General features: G+C 73.0%; 15 protein-coding genes. 6 read left to right on the top strand and 9 right to left on the bottom strand.

What is annotated here, in order from left to right:
* Positions 1-141 precede the first annotated feature (141 nt).
* Entirely contained in the window at positions 142-3,324 is a 3,183-nt protein-coding gene (locus CP984_RS12995; protein ID WP_030182725.1) for an AfsR/SARP family transcriptional regulator, read from the top strand.
* A gap of 315 nt (positions 3,325-3,639) precedes the next feature.
* Here the strand turns inward: CP984_RS12995 and CP984_RS13000 are convergent, their stop codons facing one another.
* Positions 3,640-4,599 (bottom strand): LysR family transcriptional regulator, encoded by a 960-nt coding sequence (locus tag CP984_RS13000; protein WP_100246744.1) that lies wholly within the window; start codon positions 4,597-4,599, stop codon positions 3,640-3,642.
* A 225-nt stretch (positions 4,600-4,824) separates the two neighbouring features.
* On the opposite strand from CP984_RS13000, the gene snpA reads away from it, so the two are divergent.
* Positions 4,825-5,472, top strand: coding sequence for a snapalysin (gene snpA / locus CP984_RS13005; RefSeq protein ID WP_030182728.1), 648 nt, complete (start codon positions 4,825-4,827; stop codon positions 5,470-5,472).
* Positions 5,473-5,640: 168 nt separating this feature from the next.
* Here snpA and CP984_RS13010 read toward each other — a convergent pair whose 3' ends face one another.
* The 6 genes from CP984_RS13010 to crcB form a co-directional block, all read right to left on the bottom strand.
* Positions 5,641-6,186 (bottom strand): GNAT family N-acetyltransferase, encoded by a 546-nt coding sequence (locus tag CP984_RS13010; RefSeq protein ID WP_003986750.1) that lies wholly within the window; start codon positions 6,184-6,186, stop codon positions 5,641-5,643.
* A gap of 26 nt (positions 6,187-6,212) precedes the next feature.
* Positions 6,213-6,956 (bottom strand): ANTAR domain-containing response regulator, encoded by a 744-nt coding sequence (locus CP984_RS13015; RefSeq protein WP_003986751.1) that lies wholly within the window; start codon positions 6,954-6,956, stop codon positions 6,213-6,215.
* A gap of 120 nt (positions 6,957-7,076) precedes the next feature.
* Positions 7,077-7,451 (bottom strand): STAS domain-containing protein, encoded by a 375-nt coding sequence (locus tag CP984_RS13020; protein WP_003986752.1) that lies wholly within the window; start codon positions 7,449-7,451, stop codon positions 7,077-7,079.
* A 212-nt stretch (positions 7,452-7,663) separates the two neighbouring features.
* The gene (locus CP984_RS13025) at positions 7,664-8,038 is read right to left on the bottom strand and encodes a fluoride efflux transporter FluC (protein ID WP_003986753.1); all 375 of its coding nucleotides are present in this window, start codon (positions 8,036-8,038) and stop codon (positions 7,664-7,666) included.
* Positions 8,035-8,439 (bottom strand): DUF190 domain-containing protein, encoded by a 405-nt coding sequence (locus CP984_RS13030; protein WP_003986756.1) that lies wholly within the window; start codon positions 8,437-8,439, stop codon positions 8,035-8,037. The genes CP984_RS13025 and CP984_RS13030 overlap by 4 nt, the downstream gene beginning before the upstream one ends.
* Complete coding sequence (gene crcB / locus CP984_RS13035) at positions 8,436-8,957, bottom strand: fluoride efflux transporter CrcB (RefSeq protein WP_031009008.1); 522 nt, start codon at positions 8,955-8,957, stop codon at positions 8,436-8,438. Before crcB ends, CP984_RS13030 begins: the two co-directional genes overlap by 4 nt.
* Positions 8,958-9,173: 216 nt before the next feature.
* Here crcB and CP984_RS13040 point away from each other — a divergent pair, with 216 nt between their 5' ends.
* The 3 genes from CP984_RS13040 to CP984_RS13050 all read left to right on the top strand — a co-directional run bounded on the left by CP984_RS13040 (position 9,174) and on the right by CP984_RS13050 (position 12,456).
* Entirely contained in the window at positions 9,174-9,911 is a 738-nt protein-coding gene (locus CP984_RS13040) for a FadR/GntR family transcriptional regulator (RefSeq protein ID WP_003986758.1), read from the top strand.
* A gap of 25 nt (positions 9,912-9,936) precedes the next feature.
* Positions 9,937-11,223 carry a CynX/NimT family MFS transporter gene (locus tag CP984_RS13045; protein WP_030182740.1) on the top strand — a complete coding sequence of 429 codons (1,287 nt, stop codon included), beginning with the start codon at positions 9,937-9,939 and terminating at the stop codon, positions 11,221-11,223.
* A 102-nt stretch (positions 11,224-11,325) separates the two neighbouring features.
* Positions 11,326-12,456 carry a magnesium and cobalt transport protein CorA gene (locus CP984_RS13050; protein ID WP_078587073.1) on the top strand — a complete coding sequence of 377 codons (1,131 nt, stop codon included), beginning with the start codon at positions 11,326-11,328 and terminating at the stop codon, positions 12,454-12,456.
* Positions 12,457-12,514: 58 nt separating this feature from the next.
* On the opposite strand, the gene CP984_RS13055 is transcribed toward CP984_RS13050, so the two are convergent.
* The gene (locus CP984_RS13055) at positions 12,515-13,888 is read right to left on the bottom strand and encodes an FAD-dependent monooxygenase (RefSeq protein ID WP_003985337.1); all 1,374 of its coding nucleotides are present in this window, start codon (positions 13,886-13,888) and stop codon (positions 12,515-12,517) included.
* Between the two features lie 90 nt (positions 13,889-13,978).
* On the opposite strand from CP984_RS13055, the gene CP984_RS13060 reads away from it, so the two are divergent.
* The gene (locus tag CP984_RS13060) at positions 13,979-14,563 is read left to right on the top strand and encodes a TetR/AcrR family transcriptional regulator (protein WP_003985338.1); all 585 of its coding nucleotides are present in this window, start codon (positions 13,979-13,981) and stop codon (positions 14,561-14,563) included.
* 27 nt (positions 14,564-14,590) lie between these two features.
* Here the strand turns inward: CP984_RS13060 and CP984_RS13065 are convergent, their stop codons facing one another.
* Positions 14,591-16,108, bottom strand: a complete 1,518-nt coding sequence (locus tag CP984_RS13065; RefSeq protein WP_003985339.1) for an MFS transporter — start codon at positions 16,106-16,108, stop codon at positions 14,591-14,593.
* Positions 16,109-16,191: the final 83 nt, after the last annotated feature.

A 16,191-nucleotide genomic window follows, 5' to 3' on the forward strand; every position in this document is an offset into this window, starting at 1 on the left:
GGGAAAACAGGCCCGGGGCGACTTCGAGCGGCATATTCCGGCCACTGCGCAGGATCAAGAAACGGTCTCTGGTGAGTGCGGGTGACGGCGTGTCATTCTGTGCCGTAAGTGAGCGGGGCGTACCGGAGAGAAGGTTCGCTCGTGCACGTCGACATCCGCGTCCTGGGCCCCGTGGACATCCGTCTGAACGGCCGCCCCGACCCCCTCGGATCGCTCAAGGAACGGGCCCTGCTGGCCGCGCTGTCGGTGGACGCGGGCCGCCCCGTGCCGCTCGATACGCTCATCGCGCGCCTGTGGGACGACCACCCGCCCGCGAAGGCCCGCGCCGGACTGCACTCCTACGCCGCCCGCCTGCGCCGCCGGCTGCGCGCGGGCGACGGGAGCGCCGCGCTCACCCAGCAGGCGCACGCCTACACCCTCGACGTGCCGCCCGGCCAGGTGGACTGCCACCGCTTCCGGGACCTGGCCGCCCGGGCCCGCGCGCTGGCGGACGCCGGGGACGACTCCGGCGCGCTGGCCGTGTTCGAGGAAGCGGAGGCGCTGTGGCGGGGCGAACCGCTCTGCGGTCTGTACGGGCTGTGGGCCGAGGGCGTACGGGCCCGGCTGGCCGAACACCGCCTGGCCGCGACGCTCCGGCGGCTCGCCATCGGGCTGCGCCGGGGCCGGTTCGCCGAACTCACCGGCGAACTGGCCGCGCTGTGGGAGCAGCACCCCACGGACGAGGACCTGGTGGCCCAGCTGATGATCGCGAACTACGGCTGCGGGCGGCAGGCGGACGCCCTGCGCGCCTACGAGACGACGCGGCGGCGGCTCGCCACCGAGCTGGGGACCGCGCCGGGCGAGGCCCTGGCCCGCGTTCATCGGCACATCCTGGACGGCGCGCCGGTCGACCGGCTGCTGCCGCGCGGCGCACCGCCGCCCACCGCCGCGGCGCCTCCCGCCACTGCGGCGCCTGGTCCGGGTGCGCCGCCGGTGCCCGACAATCTGCCCAGCCACGGCGAACTGGTCGGCCGCGAGGACGAACTGCGCGTGCTGACCGGCCCCGTACGGGACGGCGCCGTCATCGCCCTCCAGGCCATCTCCGGCATGGCGGGCGTCGGCAAGTCGCTGCTCGCCATACACCTGGCCCACCGGCTGGCGCGGCGCTACCCCGACGGCCGGATCTACCTCGACCTGTGCGCCCACGCGCCCGGCCGCCCGCCGCTGACCCCGCAGGCCGCCCTGGCCGCGCTGCTGCGCGTGCTCGGCGTCCCGGCCGACGGCATCCCGCGCGACCCGGACGCGCTGACCTCCCTGTGGCGCGCCCTGCTCAGCACCCGGCGCGCCGTGGTCGTACTGGACGACGCCGCCGGGCCCGACCAGGTCAGGCCGCTCCTCCCGGTCGGCTCCCGGTCGCTGACGATCATCACCAGCCGGCGGCGGATGGCGGGCGTGCCCGGCATCCGGCCGGTCTTCCTGGACGTACTGCCGCCGCAGGACGCGGCCACGCTCTTCGTCCGGCTGGTCGGCGACGACCGCGCGGGCGACCCCGCCGAGGTGGCCACCGTGGTACGACTGTGCGGGCGCCTGCCGCTGGCGGTCGAACTGGCGGCGGGGCGGCTGGTCTCCCGGCCCTCCTGGACCACCGCCCACCTCGTCCAGCGGCTCTCCCGGGGGCACGGGCGCCTCGGCGAGATCCGCGACCCGTACCGCGACATCGCCCGCGTCTTCGAGATGTCGTACTACACGCTCGACGACGAACAGCGCACCGTCTTCCGGCTGCTGGCCCTCCACCCGGGCCCGCAGTTCGGCCCGCACGCGGCCGCCGCGCTGACCGGACTGCCCCTGGCGGCGGCCGAGCGGACCGTCGAGGCGCTGCTCGACGCGCACCTCGTCCAGGAGCCGGAAGCGGACCGCTACCAGTACCACGACCTGATCGCCGAATACGCGCTCACCCTGGCCGCCGGGGACCCGCCGGAGGTACGCGAAGCAGCCCTGCACCGGCTGTCCGCGTTCTACCTCTGCGCGGCGGACCGGGCGGACCGGCTGGTCAACCCGCGCCGCTCGCGCCTGGACGTGCCGTACACGCCCGACCCCGAACTGCTGCCCCGGTGGAACGGGGCGCAGGAGGCCAAGGAATGGCTGGCGGCGGAGCACCAGGCGCTGTTCGCCGCCGAGCAGCACGCCCGTACGCACGGGGCCCCGGACCGCGCGGCCTGGTTCGGCCACGTCCTCGCCGCCTTCCTCGACACCGAGGGCCACTGGGCCGAGGCCGAGCGCATCCACCGGCACGCGGCGCTGTACTGGCAGCAGTGCCGCGACCGGCGCGCGGAGGCCAGGGCACAGACCGACCTCAGCACCACGCACGCGCACGCCGGCCGCTACCCGCAGGCGGAGGCCGCCGGGCGGCGGGCGCTGGAACTGGCCCGCGCGGTGGGCGACACCGAAGCGGAGGCGGAGGCCCTGCAAAAACTGGGCGTGCTGCACTGGCACCGGGGCGAATACCGGTCGATGCTCGCGGTGCAGAGCGCGGCGGTGGAACTGCGGATGCGGTCCGGAGACCGCTGGAACCAGGCGCGCAGCACCAATAACCTCGGGATCGCACATTTGCACCTGGGCGATCCCGCCGCGGCGATGCTCCATTTCCGGCGAGCACTGTCCATGTTCCGGGAAATCGGCGACAAGCGTGGTGAGACGCAGTCGCTGAACAATCTCGCGGACGCGCAATTGCACACGGGGGAACAGGAAGCCGCGCGGACCTCTTTCGCCCAGGCGCTCGCGATCGCCGCGGAATCCGGCAGCCGCTCGGAACAGGCGATGGCGCGGATCAATCTCGCGTCCACGTTCCGCATGCCGCAGGAACTCGGCGCGGCCCTCGGACTGTACGCGGAAGCGCTGCGGTCCTTCCAGCAGTTGGGCGACCGCCGGAACGAGACCATCACCCTGGTGAACACGGGGAACGCCCTGCGGGATTCCGGGGAATTCGCGGCGGCGGGCCGGCACTACGAAAAAGCGCTGGAACTGGCCCGGACCATCGGAGCGGGCCTGGAGGAGGCGCAGGCACTACGCGGCCTGGGCGTCACCGGCCACCGGCTCGGACTGCTGGAAGTGTCCGCAGGCCACCTGGAACTGGCACTGAGTGTCGCCCGCCGGATCGGCTCCCCGGAGGAAGAGGCCCGCTCCTGCGACGCGCTCGCGGAACTCCACCTGGCGAACGGGGACCGGGGAAAGGCCGGGGCGTTGTGGCGGATCGCGCTGGAGTTGTTCGAACGGCTCGATGCGTTCGAATTTCAGCGGGTGGAGGAACGGGCGATGCAGGTAGGGTGCATCGATCTACGCGAATAGATGATTTGACTCTGATCGCTTCTTCGGCTTTCCTGGCCGCTACGTAACGATCACGTACGCCGCTTGCCAGGAGATTGAAGCAAGTTGATAGCTGCTGACCACTCTCAGGTCGCCATAGTGGCCGACCAGGCACCGCCACGGTCCGAACTTCGCAAGGTACCCGTCGTCGACCCCTCAAGGTTCACGGTCGGAACACGGTCGATAGTTGTCATGACCCGTGAGGAATCCACCCGACGGTTCTCGAAAGAAGTCAAACCCGTGTGCATGCCCTCCTGACGAGGGCGACGGGGGCGGACGCCAAGGCGCCCGCCCCGCTCACATCCTGATCGGCAACGGCCCATCGTTCCGCACCAGCCACTCCCGGTACGCCGTGCTCTCCCAGGCCACCTCCATGTACGAGGCGGTGAGGTCGGCGAAGAGGGCGTCGGCGGGGGCGGCCGGGGCGGCGCCGGGGCGGTGGGCCATGAAGAGGCGGACGGCCAGGGGGTCGCCGCGCAGGGGGCGGACGGCCATGCCGTACCGGGGGCGGGAGGTCGGCTGGCAGGGGGTGACCACCTCGCCCGCCGCGACCAGGTCGGCCGCGGTGAGGTAGTCCCCGTGCACCACTCGGGGGTCCAGGCCCGCCGCCGCGAAGACCCGGCGCAGCCCGGTCCACTCGCCGTCCACCGACGGGTCCACCATCCACTGGTCATCGGCCAGGTCGGCGAGTTCGACCACCGGCCGGCGGGCCGCCGGGTGATTCACCGGCAGGGCGACGAACTGCGGTTCTCGGGCGAGCAGTTCGCGCTCGACCAGCCCGTCGGGGCGGCGCAGCGGCGCCCCCTCCACCTCGTGCACGAAGGCCACGTCGAGCTGGCCCATCGCGACCATCTGGAGCAGCGCGTTGGCGGACACGTCGATGCGGATGGTGGTCTCGGTGTCGGGCAGCCGGGCCCGCAGCCGCCGCAGCCAGCCCGCGACGGCCCGGCTGCTGGTGCTGCCGATGCGCAGCCGGGAGCCGCCGGCCCGCAGTGAGGCGGAGGCGATCTCGTCGACCAGTGCCCGCATGTCGGCCACGATCGGCCGGGCCCGGCTCAGCACGGAGTGCCCCAGCGGCGTCGGCCTGCTGCCGGTCCGCTCGCGGAAGAACAACTGGCCACCCAGGGCGTTCTCGATGCGGCGGAGCTGTGCCGTCAGGGAGGGCTGGGTCATGCCCAGCTGCCGGGCCGCCTTGCGTACGCTGCCGGCGTCGGCGATCGCGCACAGCGCACGAAGGTGCCTCACTTCGAGCTCCACGACCGGAGCATAACGACGTTTGCGCACGTCACACCAGACTCTCCGGTCAGGCTCGGGGTCTGTTTCCGCCGGGGGTATCACCTGGTGCTATCGCCACCTGTGATCTCCGCACCCCTCGTGGATCTCGAACAGACTCTCCGGCACCACGAGTTCATCCGCGGGGCCCCGGCCGCCGCCCCACACGGCGACCGTACGGCCCGACGGACGATAAGGAGTCCCCCCACCATGAGATCTCCCAAGATGGCTCTGTCGGCAGCGCTCGGCCTCGGTCTCGCCGCCACGCTGGCCGCCGCGGCCCCCGCGACGGCGGCCTCCGTCTCAGCCGCCCCGCAGACCCACCGGGTCACGGCCGCCGCCTACGTCGGCTCGGCCGCCGAGAAGGCCGACACCAAGGCGTTCTTCCAGGCGGTCATGAAGTCGGTCAAGGCCAAGCAGGCCGCGCACCCGGGCCTGAAGACCGTCACGGTCACCTACGACGCGAGCGCGGCGCCGACGTTCCAAAGCCAGATAGCCAAGAGCGCCCAGATCTGGAACGGCGCGGTGCAGAACGTCAAGCTGCAGGAAGGCAGCGGCGGCGACTTCCAGTACCGCGAGGGGAACGACGCCCGCGGCTCGTACGCCAGCACCGACGGCCACGGCAAGGGCTTCGTCTTCCTGGACTACCAGCAGAACAAGGACTACGACTCGGTCCGTGTGACCACCCACGAGACCGGCCACGTGCTGGGCCTGCCGGACCACTACGAGGGCCCGTGCAGCGAGCTGATGTCCGGCGGCGGCCCCGGCCCGTCCTGCACGAACTCCCAGCCGGACGAGTCCGAGCGGGCCCAGGTGGACCAGCTCTGGGCCAACGGCCTCAAGGGCGTACGCTTCTGACCGGCGCCCTCCCCCGGCAGGTCCGGTAAGGCGTGACAACGCCGAGGACCCGGGAAATTACGGTGCGCGAGCACCACGGTCCGACAGCGCCTACGCGCGCGGCGGGTTCACCGGAGCCCTGCCGCGCGCGTACGCGTTCCGCACACTTCGCGCCGTTGCGCCCGTGCGTCAGTGCGCCAGTCCCCGGCTCCACGCCTCCCGTTCGGGTTCCCCGTCGTCGGAGCGGAGCAGCCGCCCTGTCGGCTGCCACCCCCAGGCCCGTACCGCGGAGCGCGCCGCCCCGTTGGCGGTGTCGACCAGGGTGACGACCATGGCGGCGCTGCTCCGGAGCAGCAGCGTCTCCTGGAGCCGGGTGGCGACATGGCCGCGCCGGTGGGTGGGCAGCACCATCAGCTCGGCGACGACGAACACCTGCCCGGAGGCGGTCAGTTCTTCCAGCTCGCGCGGGATCTGCCCGTTGAAGCCCTGCCACAGCCGGCCGTCCCGCTCGGCGGGGAAGCCGTAGGCGCAGCCGACCAGCGCCGGGTCGCTGGCGATCACCATTTCGAAGCCGGGGCGCTGGATGTGCTCGGCAAACCGCTGCAGGAAGGCCCCCCGTTCGCGGAACTCCTCGCCCGAGGGCCCGCGGTACGCCTCGACGTACAGGTCGGCGACGGCCTCGCGCTGTGCCTCGGCCTGCCACCTGGTCAGGCGCCGCAAGAAGACTTCTGCCATCCGGTCCTCCCACAAGGTCCCAGAAATCACCTTCGGTTGAGGAAGTACTCCTCCACGAGGCCGCTGTCGAGCGTGCCGTCGACGACCTGGCGGGCCAGGTCGGGCAGCCGGCGGCGGTGGGCGCGCGCGTAGGACCGGAGGCTTTCGAACGCCTCGTCCACGCTCGTCCCCCAGCGTTCGGCGAGGACGCCCTTGGCCTGTTCGATGACGATGCGGGAGCTGAGCGCGCTCTGCAACTGGGTGCGCTCGACGTGGCTGCGCTCCAGACTGCGCTGCTGTGCGACGGTGACGGCCAGCAGGTCGGCCAGCGACCGGGCGAACGCCTCGCCCTGCTCGCCGAGGGGTGCGGTGCCGGAGCAGAAGAGGACGACGACGCCGACGGGGCGGGAGGGCAGCCGCATCGGTACGACGTGCGCCGTCAGGTAGCCGCGCTCCCGCGCACGGGCGGTGAACCGCGGCCACCGTGCGGCGGTGCGCGGGTCGGTCAGCGCGATGTCGGTCCGGGCCACGCCGCTGCGATGGCACTCGGCGTACGGGGACCGGATGCCGTCCGGTCCCGCGGGGTCCAGCAGGCGGGCGGTGTCGGCGGACGCCGCCGCCACGTACAGCCGGTCCTGGGCGTCGGCGAGGAGCATGGCGGCCGCGTCGGCGCCGGCCAGGCCGGCGCAGTGGGCGGAGAGCCGGCGCAGCAGTTCGGTGGTGTCGAAGTCGCCGAAGGCTTCTCCTGGCAGGTCCGCCCGAGCCGTTGCCAGGTGCTCTTCCCGGGCCATGGAAACCCTCCCTCTCCGTCGTCGGCCGGTGGTGGCCCGTTCATCGTCTTCGGGTCGCGGTCGCACGGCTACTATGCCCCGGGCAAACCACTCGGGGGGAGACCCACGGCAACCCGCGCTTCACGGAGAGCAGTTCGCCATCTGGTCGCAGCGCGCGTCGCGCACGGTGGCGTAGCGGGGGAAGCGGCCGGTCAGCCGGGTGGCCCTGAGCAGGGTGGCGATGCCGCGCCGGTCGTGTACGACGCGGAGCCAGCCGCCCTGTTCCACGGCCCATGCCTGCGCGTCGCACAGCTCCCGCAGCGCGGAGCAGTCCATGAAGGTCACCGCGCCGAGGTCGACGATCAGCCGGGGCGGGCCGGCAGAGCGGCGGTGGCCCCGGCGCAGCAGGTCGCGGAAGCGGGGTGCCGTCATGAGGTCCAGCTCCCCTTCGGGCCGCACTACTTTGATCTTGCTGACGCCGATCCGGCGGTGGAGGTCCATACGGTGGATGTCCATGGCGATCCCGCCCCTGAAATCAAACGTGCACGTACTGACTCGTATTCGTGCGAACCGGGGTCCGGGGCACCGCGCCATCAGCGTATTCCCGCCCGGCGTCGAGCGACGGTGAAGAAAGGTTCCGTTCGAAACTCGGCCCCGTTCGTTCACCCGTGCGGGTGCGGCGTCGCACGGGCGAGCCCACCCGGCGCGCCCTGCCCCGCGCGTACCGCTCAGGCCCAGAGGACGTGGGCGAGTCCCACACCGGCGAACACCGCGCCGAGGGCGGCGGCCACGCTCGCCGCCGCGTTGGCCGCGGCGGGCCACCGCGCCCCGTCGGCGGCCAGCCGGAGCGTCTCGTACGAGAAGGTCGAGTACGTCGTCAGCGCGCCGCACAGGCCGGTGCCGACCAGGAGGTGCAGCCGCGAGGAGCCGGCGCCCGCCGCGACCGCGCCGGTGACCAGGCCCAGCACCAGCGAGCCGACGACGTTGACCGCGAACGTGCCCCAGGGGAACACCGAGTCGTGCCGGGCCTGCACGAAGCGGTCGGTCAGGAAGCGCAGCGGCGCGCCGGCCATCGCGCCGGCCGCCACGAACAGCCAGTTCACCGCGCGCTTCCCCCGTCCGTCCGGCCGTCTTCGTCCGCGTCCGCCCGGCCGTCGCCGCTCCCGCCCGCCCGACCCCCGTACTGGATCACCTCGCAGGGTTCGAGGGTCACCAGCCCCCCGGTGACCAGCTCCTCCAGTTGCGGCAGGAAGCCGCGTACCCGCTCCTCGGTGTCCACGATGACCACCGCCACGGGCAGATCCTCGCTGAGCGAGAGCAGGCGCTGGGTGTGCACGACGGAGGAGGCGCCGAAGCCTTCGATGCCGCGGAAGACGCTGGCGCCCGCGAGGCCCGCGGCGCGGGCGCGGTGCACGATCTCCGCGTACAGCGGCTTGTGGTGCCAGGTGTCGCACTCGCCGAGATGGACGGTCAGGCGCAGTGCCGCGCCGGTGGACCCGCTCATGCCGGTCGCCCCTCTCGTCCGTGCCGGGTCAGTACGCGGCGGGTACCCGCGAGCGCGGCCCAGGCCGCCGCCAGCGCGCCCAGCAGGGTGGCCGCGAGGTAGGCCAGGGCGAGGCCCGCCCGGCCGGTGGTCAGCAGGTGCTCGATGTCCACGGCATACGTGGAGAAGGTCGTGAAACCGCCGAGGACGCCGGTGCCGAGGAACGGGCGCAGCAGGTGGTGCGGCGTGCCCCGCTCGGTGATCAGGGCCATCAGGATGCCCATCAGGGCGCAACCGACGACGTTGATCAGCAGCGTGGTCGCGGGGAAGGTGCCGGGGGCGGTGGGCCACAGGAGGCCGGCGCCGTAGCGTGCGGCCGCGCCGATGCCGCCGCCGAGCGCGACGGCGCCGATGACCGGCCACTGGCCCTGCCAGGGCGGCGCGGGGCGCGGACGTTCCGCGGGTGGTGCGGTGGTGTGCGGTGCGGCCGGGACGGACGTGGCGTCGGCCGTCAGGGGGCGGGGGGCTCCGGTGCTCATACGTCTCCTACTCGCGCGGTGCGTGCGCTGCTGCGTTCCGCTCTGCAAGCAGGGACCGTTGGCGGCCTTCGGCGGCCGCGGTTCGGGTCCGGCGGGCCCCACCGCCGGGCGGTGATCGGCGGATCACCGGCGGCTTCAGGCTAACCCCGGGCGTTTGACACCGCCAAACATGGGATGTTCCCATCACCGGTGGAATCGAGAGGGAGGACGGCGTCCATGCCGCTGCGCAGCACCGCCCGCACCAGCCTGGTGGACCTGGTCATCGAGCAGATGGAACGGCTGATCGCCGAGGGCGAGTGGGAGGTCGGCGAGAAGATCCCCGCCGAACCGGTCCTGGTCGAGACGCTGGACGTGGGCCGCAACACCGTCCGCGAGGCGGTGCGCGCCCTGGTGCACACCGGGATGCTGGAGCCGCGCCAGGGCGACGGCACGTACGTACGGGCCAGCAGCGACTTCGGCGCCGCGGTACAGCGCAGGCTGCGCCGGGCCGCCGCCCTGGAGGCGTACGAGGTCCGTGCTTCGCTGGAGCGCGACGCGGCCCGCTACGCGGCGCTGCGCCGCACCGGCGAGGACCTGGCCGCCCTGCGGGCCGCGCTCGCCGAGCGGGACCGGACCTGGTCGAACAGCGACGTCGGCGCCTTCATCGACGCGGACGTGCACTTCCACCGGACCGTCGCGGCGGCCGCGCACAACAGCGTGCTCGCCGAGCTGTACGAGCACTTCAGCGACGCGCTGCGCGGCACCCTCCAGGCCGTCATCGGCCGGCCGCTGCCCGATTCCGTACGCCACCAGTTCGACGCGCACACCGCCATCGTCGACGCCATCGAGGCCCGCGACCCGGACGCCGCCGAGCGCGCCGCGCTGGAGCACCTGACGGAGGCCATGGACGCGCTGCGCGTGGCCCGGCCCGAGGACGACGGCGGCGACCCGGCGGCGGACGCCCCCAGCACATGACGTGAGCCCAGGAAAGAAGAAGACCATGCATGACGACGGACCGGCCGCCACACTGAGCGCGCCCGGCACCGGCGCCGCGCGGCCGGACGCGCCCGCCGGGGACACCGCCCCGCCCACCCCGCCACCGGGCGCCGCCGGACGCCGCGCCCTCTACCTGGCCGCCGGCGTCATCCTCCTCGCGCTGAACCTGCGCCCCGCCCTGGTCGCCGTGTCCCCGCTGGCCAACACCATCCGCGACGAGAGCGGGATGTCGGCCGCGGCCACCAGCCTGCTGACCGCGCTGCCGCTGCTCTGCTTCGGCCTGCTGGCCCCGATCGCGCCGCGGCTCGGCCGCCGCTTCGGCATGGAGCGCTCGCTGCTCGGCACCATGGCGCTGATCTGCGCTGGCACCGCGCTGCGGCTGCTGGACTCGGTGGTCGCGCTGTTCGCCGGGACGATCGTCATCGGCGCGGGCATCGCCGTCGCCAACGTGCTGCTCCCCGGCCTGATCAAGCGTGACTTCGCGGCCCGGTCCGGGCTGATGACCGGGCTGTACTCGATGTCGCTGTTCGGCGGAGCGGCGCTGGCGGCGGGGGTCACCGTGCCGGTGCAGCGCGCGGCCGGGCTGAGCTGGCAGGCCACGCTGGCGTGCTGGGGTTCGCTTGCGGTCATCGCGCTGGTGGTGTGGCTGCCGCAGACCCGCAGCCGTACGCGTACCGGCGCCGCTACCGCGCGCGAGGCCGCCCACCCGGTGCGCGGCCTGTGGCGCTCCCCGCTGGCCTGGCAGGTCACCGCGTACATGGGCCTCCAGTCCCTCAGTTACTACGCGGCGGCCGCCTGGCTGCCGACCATGCTCACCGACGCCGGGCTGAGCGCGGGCGACGCGGGCTGGATGCTGTCGTTCTCCTCACTTCTGGGCATCGCGGGCTCCTTCCTGGCGCCGGTGATCGTCGGGCGGCGGCTGCCGGCGGGCGCACTGGCCACGCTCGGCGCGGTGCTCTGCGCGGCCGGGTTCGCCGGGATGCTGGCCGCGCCGGCCGGCGGCGCGTACGTGTGGATGACGCTGCTGGGCCTGGGCCAGGGCGCGGCCATCAGCCTGGCCCTGCTGTTCATCGTCCAGCGCGCTCCGGACATCCGGCACACGGCGCAGTTGTCCAGCATGGCCCAGTGCTTCGGCTACATCCTCGCGGCCACCGGGCCCGCGGTGCTGGGCGCCGTGCACGACGCCTCGGGCGGCTGGACGGTGCCGGTGGTCGTGCTGCTGGCCCTGCTGGTCCCGCAGGTGGCGATGGGGCTCGGCGCGGCCAGGCCCCGGCACGTCGCGGGCCGCTGAGGTCCCGTACGGGCGAGTTCGTGTACGTACGGGACGGGGCGCGCGGGTTCGGCCGCACGCCCCGTTCCGCCGTACGGGCGGGCCATACTGGGTGCCGTGTCGGTGATCAGCAACCTTCGTAAAGCGGTCCGGCTGCCGCAGCAGCGGCGCCGCGGCGTCGACCTCAGCCATCCGGCGCGGTCGCCGCTGGGCACCGCCGTGGTGAACTGCGCGGTCTACGAGAAGGGCGTGCGCCAGCCCGGCGACCACCCGGCCGAGGACGCGGTCCGCCGGGTCCGCGAGTCGGGGAACGGCTTTGTGTGGATCGGTCTGCACGAGCCGTCGGAGCAGGAGTTCGCGGGCATCGCCGAGCTGTTCGGGCTGCACCCGCTCGCCGTCGAGGACGCGGTGCACGCCCACCAGCGGCCGAAGCTGGAGCGCTACGACAGCGCGCTGTTCACGGTGTTCAAGACGGTCTGCTACGTGGAGCACGACCGGCTCACCGAGACCAGCGAGGTGGTCGACACCGGCGAGATCATGGTGTTCACCGGCGCCGACTTCGTCATCACGGTCCGGCACGGCGGCCACGGCTCGCTCGGCCCCCTGCGCGAGCAGCTGGAGTCCGATCCGGAGCAGCTGGCCGTCGGCCCGTCGGCGGTGCTGCACGCCATCGCCGACCTGGTCGTGGACGACTATCTGGATGTCACCGCCGCCGTGCAGGACGACATCGACGATGTCGAGAGCGAGGTCTTCGCCGAGAGCCCGCGCCGTGCGAAGAGCGAGGAACGGCGCGCCGGCGCCCTGGGCTCGGGCACCGGTGCGGGCCGGATCTACCAGCTCAAGCGCGAACTGCTGGAGCTGAAGCGGGCGGTGGCGCCGCTCGGCGGCCCGCTGAACGCGCTGGCCACCCGGCCGATGGCGCTGGTGGACCCGCACATCACCACGTACTTCCGGGACGTGTCGGACCACCTGGAGCGGGTGACCGAGCAGATCACGGCCTTCGACGAACTGCTGAACTCCATACTCCAGGCGCATCTCGCCCAGGTGACCGTGGCGCAGAACGAGGACATGCGGCGGATCAGCGCCTGGGTGGCGATCCTCGCCGTGCCGACCATGGTGTGCGGGATCTACGGCATGAACTTCGAGCACATGCCGGAGAAGCACTGGACGTTCGGCTATCCGCTGATCATGGCCGTCACGCTCACCCTCTGCTTCCTCATCCACCGGGGCTTCAAGCGCAACGGGTGGCTGTAGGGCGTGCCTTTCGGATCACCCTGGGCCCCGCCGCCCTCGGCCCCGGGGACGCGGCCGTTCAGCCCAGGTAGCCGTCCGGCCGGATCAGGAAGGTGTCGCCCGGCGCCGCCGCGTACGCAGCGAAGGCGTGGCCTTCGGCGTCGGTGACGTACCGCCCGTGGCCCGGCGCGTCGCCGGGGCGCAGCACGGCGTACGCGTGCTCCTCGTCCGGGGCGGGCGCCCCGAAGGTCAGCCGGGTGAAGTGCGGGCCGCGGAAGAGGTCGAAGAGGCGGACGTTCTTGCCGTCCGCGTCGAGCAGCGGGGCGTCGGGGGCGCGGTCGCCGGTGACGAGGGGGCCGGTGGCGTCCGGGGCGCGGTAGGTGATGTCGAGGCCGAAGCCCTCCTCGCCGCGCTTGTGCGCGTCCGGGTGACCCGCCACGTACTTGTCCAGCAGGTCGGTGCTCACCCCGAGCACGCGTGCCGCGACCGCCCGCCGCTCGGTCTCGTAACGGTCGAGGTCGGTCTCCGCCGCCAGCTTCCAGCCGAGGTTGTACGCGTCCTGTATGCCCGTGTTCAGGCCCTGGCCGCCGGTCGGCGGGTGGACGTGCGCGGCGTCCCCGGCCAGGAAGACCCGCCCCACCCGGTACTTCTCGGCGAGCCGTACGTTCGGCCGCCACACCGTCGACCAGCCGTGCCCGGTCAGGCGCACCCCGGACGCGAACCGGTCCAGGGCGGCTTGCATCACCTCCAGTGAGGCGTCGTCGCCGTCCCCGAGCGGCGTGATCAGCTGGAAGCGCCCGGTGCCCGGCAGCGGCGTCAGCGCGACGCCCTTCACGGGTTCGTCCGCCGCGGCGAACCAGTGGCCGACGGCGAGGTCGAGGCCCGGCGCGGTCACATCGCCGACCAGCACCCGGAAGGACTCGTCGGTGACGCCGGGGAAGGCCACGCCGATCGCCTTGCGTACGAAGCTGGCGCCGCCGTCGGCCCCCACCAGGTAGTCGAACCGCGCCTCCTCCCCGGTGGCGAAGCGCGCGGTCACCCCGTCCGCGTCCTGCGCCAGGCCGGTCAGCTCGGTGCCCAGCTCGACGTTTACGCCGAACTCCCCCAGCCGGTCCCGCAGGATGGCCTCGGTCTGCGACTGGCCCAGCACCCAGCCGTTCGGATACGGGACGTCCGGGCGGGGGTCGCGCGGCTCGGTCATCCAGCGCTCGCCGGCGAACCGGCCGTCGAGGTGCACTCGGAGCGGTGCCGGCGGCGCCCCGGCCGCGCGTACGGCGTCCAGCACGCCGAGGTCGTCGAAGACCTCCAGCGTGCGCGGCTGGATGCCGTCGCCGCGCGAGCCGTCGAAGTACGCGGTCGCCTTGTCGACCACGCGCACCCCGACGCCGCGCCGGGCCAGCTCGATCCCCAGCGTCAGTCCGGTCGGTCCCCCGCCCACGACGAGTACCCGCATGACGAACCCCTCTCACTGAAACTAGATTCACTGAACTGAGATTCATCGTGATGGCTGCTAGCGTGCGCTGTCAAGGAAGCGGGAGGACACGTGAAGCGCGCGGAGCAGGCGAGCGAGACCAGGGCGGCGCTGATCGAGGCGGCCAAGCGCCTGTTCGCGACCCGTGGCTACCTGAACACCAAGGTCACCGACATCACGGCGGCGGCCGGGCGGGCGGCGGGCTCCTTCTACAACCACTTCGCGGGCAAGGAAGAGCTGCTCAAGGCGCTGCTGGACGAGCTGGCCGCGGTGAGCGACCGCTTCGCGGACGCCGAGGGGCACATGTCCGACTTCACCGACCCGGACGCGATCCGCTACCACGTGGCCGTCTACTGGCGCATGCAACGGGAGCACGCGCCGACCATGCTCGCGCTGCGCCAGGCGGCGCTGGTCAGCGAGGACTTCGCGCGCACCCTCGAACAGTTCCGCCGCGCGCAGGCCGCGGACCTGGCCGACCATCTGGCGCGCGTACAGAACCTGCCGGCGTCCGTCGAAACCACGCTGACGCTGATGAGCGCGATGATGGAAGCCCCCGCGCAGCTGCTGCACGAGCTGCCGGAGGAGGAGGCCGTCGAGGCGGCCACCCGGTTCATCTACCGCGCGCTGAACGGCAGGGACCACCCGCAGCGGGGGTGAGGCGCCGCGGGCAGTCCCGTCGTTCCGTCAGTGGACCAGGACCGGGTCCGCCTCCGAAGGGCTGCGCTCCTCAGCGGGCGCGGCGGACCGGCCCGCTCCCCCGCCCGTACGGGCCTTGCCCGGCAGCAGGAACAGCAGCAGGAAGATGACCGCCAGCCCCGCCGCCACCCACCACAGCGAGGCGACCGTGGCATCGACGACCGCAGCCCGCGGGTCCCCGCCGGCCGCGTCGTCGAGGACGCCGAAGAAGGCCACCGAGGACAGCCCGAGGCCGAGCGCCATGCCCAGCTGGCTGGTGGTGTTGAAGATGCCGGACGCCGATCCGGAGTGCTCGGCCGGCACCTCGGAGATGGCCGCGTCGGTGATCGGGGCGACGATCAGACCCATGCCGCCGCCCATCAGGAGCATCGCGGGCACCATCTGCCAGGAGGTCAGCCCGGTGCCGTACCGCCCGGCCTCCGCGATGTAGAGCAGCACACCGGCCAGCATGATCAGCGCCCCGGCCTGCAGTACCTTGCGCCCGAAGCGCGGCACCAGCTTCTGTACGGAGACACCGGCCGCCGCCGAGCAGGCGAGCGAGAACGGGATTCCGGTCAGCCCGGCGTGCAGCGGCCCCCAGCCCAGGCCCAGCTGCATGCACAGCGTCCAGACCAGGAAGAAGAGGCCGGACAGCGCGCCGAAGGTGAGCTGGACGCCGGTGCCCGCGGCGAACGTACGGAGCTTGAAGAGGGAGAGTTCGACGAGCGGCGAGCCGTCCTTGCGGGCCTTGGCGCGCTCGTACCGTACGAAGACGGCGAAGACCAGCGGGCTCGCGGCCATCGACACGAACCCCCAGGCGGGCCAGCCCAGTTCGCGGCCCTGGGTGAGCGGATAGAGCACCATCAGGAGGGCGAGCGCGGCCAGGAGCATGCCGACGATGTCCAGGCGCAGCGCCTTGGGGGCGCGGGACTCGGCGATGAAGCGGCGGCCGAGGACGATGCCCGCGACGCCGACCGGCAGGTTGATCAGGAAGATCGGCCGCCACTGGAGGCCGAGGAGGTCCCACTGCGTCAGCAGCGCGCCGATCAGCGGGCCGCACACCGCGCCCAGGCCGACGACGGCGCCGAACATGCCGAAGACCTTGCCGCGCTCGTGCGGGGGAAAGGTGACGTGGATGATCGCCAGCACCTGCGGCACCATCAGCGCGGCCATCGCCCCCTGGAGGACCCGGGCCGCGATCAGCATGTCCGGTCCTGCGGCGAGCCCACACAGCGCGGAGGCGGCGGTGAAGCCGCCCATGCCGAGCAGGAAGAGCCGGCGGCGGCCGTGGATGTCGCCGAGCCGGCCGCCGGTGATCAGGCCGACGGCGAAGGCGAGCGCATAGCCCGCGGTGATCCACTGGATCGCGCCGAACGACGCGCCGGTGTCCCGCTGGATGCTGGGTATGGCGATGTTGACGATGGTCGCGTCCACCAGATCCATGAAGGCTGCGGTGAGCACGACGGCGAGCGCGATCCAGCGTCTGCGGCCGGCCGTGCCGGGGGCGGTCGTGGGCGGGGTGGGCATGGCGCTGTCTCCTGAGGGCCTGGGTTTGCGAAGCGTCCGCGACTCTGGCGGCGGACGGCAGGTGCGGCGCGGCGGGCGCCGTG

The sequence above is a fragment of the Streptomyces rimosus genome (genome assembly GCF_008704655.1).
Taxonomy (GTDB): Bacteria; Actinomycetota; Actinomycetes; order Streptomycetales; family Streptomycetaceae; genus Streptomyces; species Streptomyces rimosus.

Bases quoted from the DNA above. Each gene is read 5' to 3' on its own strand.
- CP984_RS13065 (WP_003985339.1), bottom strand. From the start codon at position 16,108: ATGCCCACCCCGCCCACGACCGCCCCCGGCACGGCCGGCCGCAGACGC.
- crcB (WP_031009008.1), bottom strand. From the start codon at position 8,957: ATGAGCACCGGAGCCCCCCGCCCCCTGACGGCCGACGCCACGTCCGTC.
- CP984_RS13030 (WP_003986756.1), bottom strand. From the start codon at position 8,439: ATGAGCGGGTCCACCGGCGCGGCACTGCGCCTGACCGTCCATCTCGGC.
- CP984_RS13045 (WP_030182740.1), top strand. From the start codon at position 9,937: ATGCATGACGACGGACCGGCCGCCACACTGAGCGCGCCCGGCACCGGC.
- CP984_RS13010 (WP_003986750.1), bottom strand. From the start codon at position 6,186: ATGGCAGAAGTCTTCTTGCGGCGCCTGACCAGGTGGCAGGCCGAGGCA.
- CP984_RS13015 (WP_003986751.1), bottom strand. From the start codon at position 6,956: ATGGCCCGGGAAGAGCACCTGGCAACGGCTCGGGCGGACCTGCCAGGA.
- CP984_RS13040 (WP_003986758.1), top strand. From the start codon at position 9,174: ATGCCGCTGCGCAGCACCGCCCGCACCAGCCTGGTGGACCTGGTCATC.
- CP984_RS13020 (WP_003986752.1), bottom strand. From the start codon at position 7,451: ATGGACATCCACCGTATGGACCTCCACCGCCGGATCGGCGTCAGCAAG.
- CP984_RS13055 (WP_003985337.1), bottom strand. From the start codon at position 13,888: ATGCGGGTACTCGTCGTGGGCGGGGGACCGACCGGACTGACGCTGGGG.
- snpA (WP_030182728.1), top strand. From the start codon at position 4,825: ATGAGATCTCCCAAGATGGCTCTGTCGGCAGCGCTCGGCCTCGGTCTC.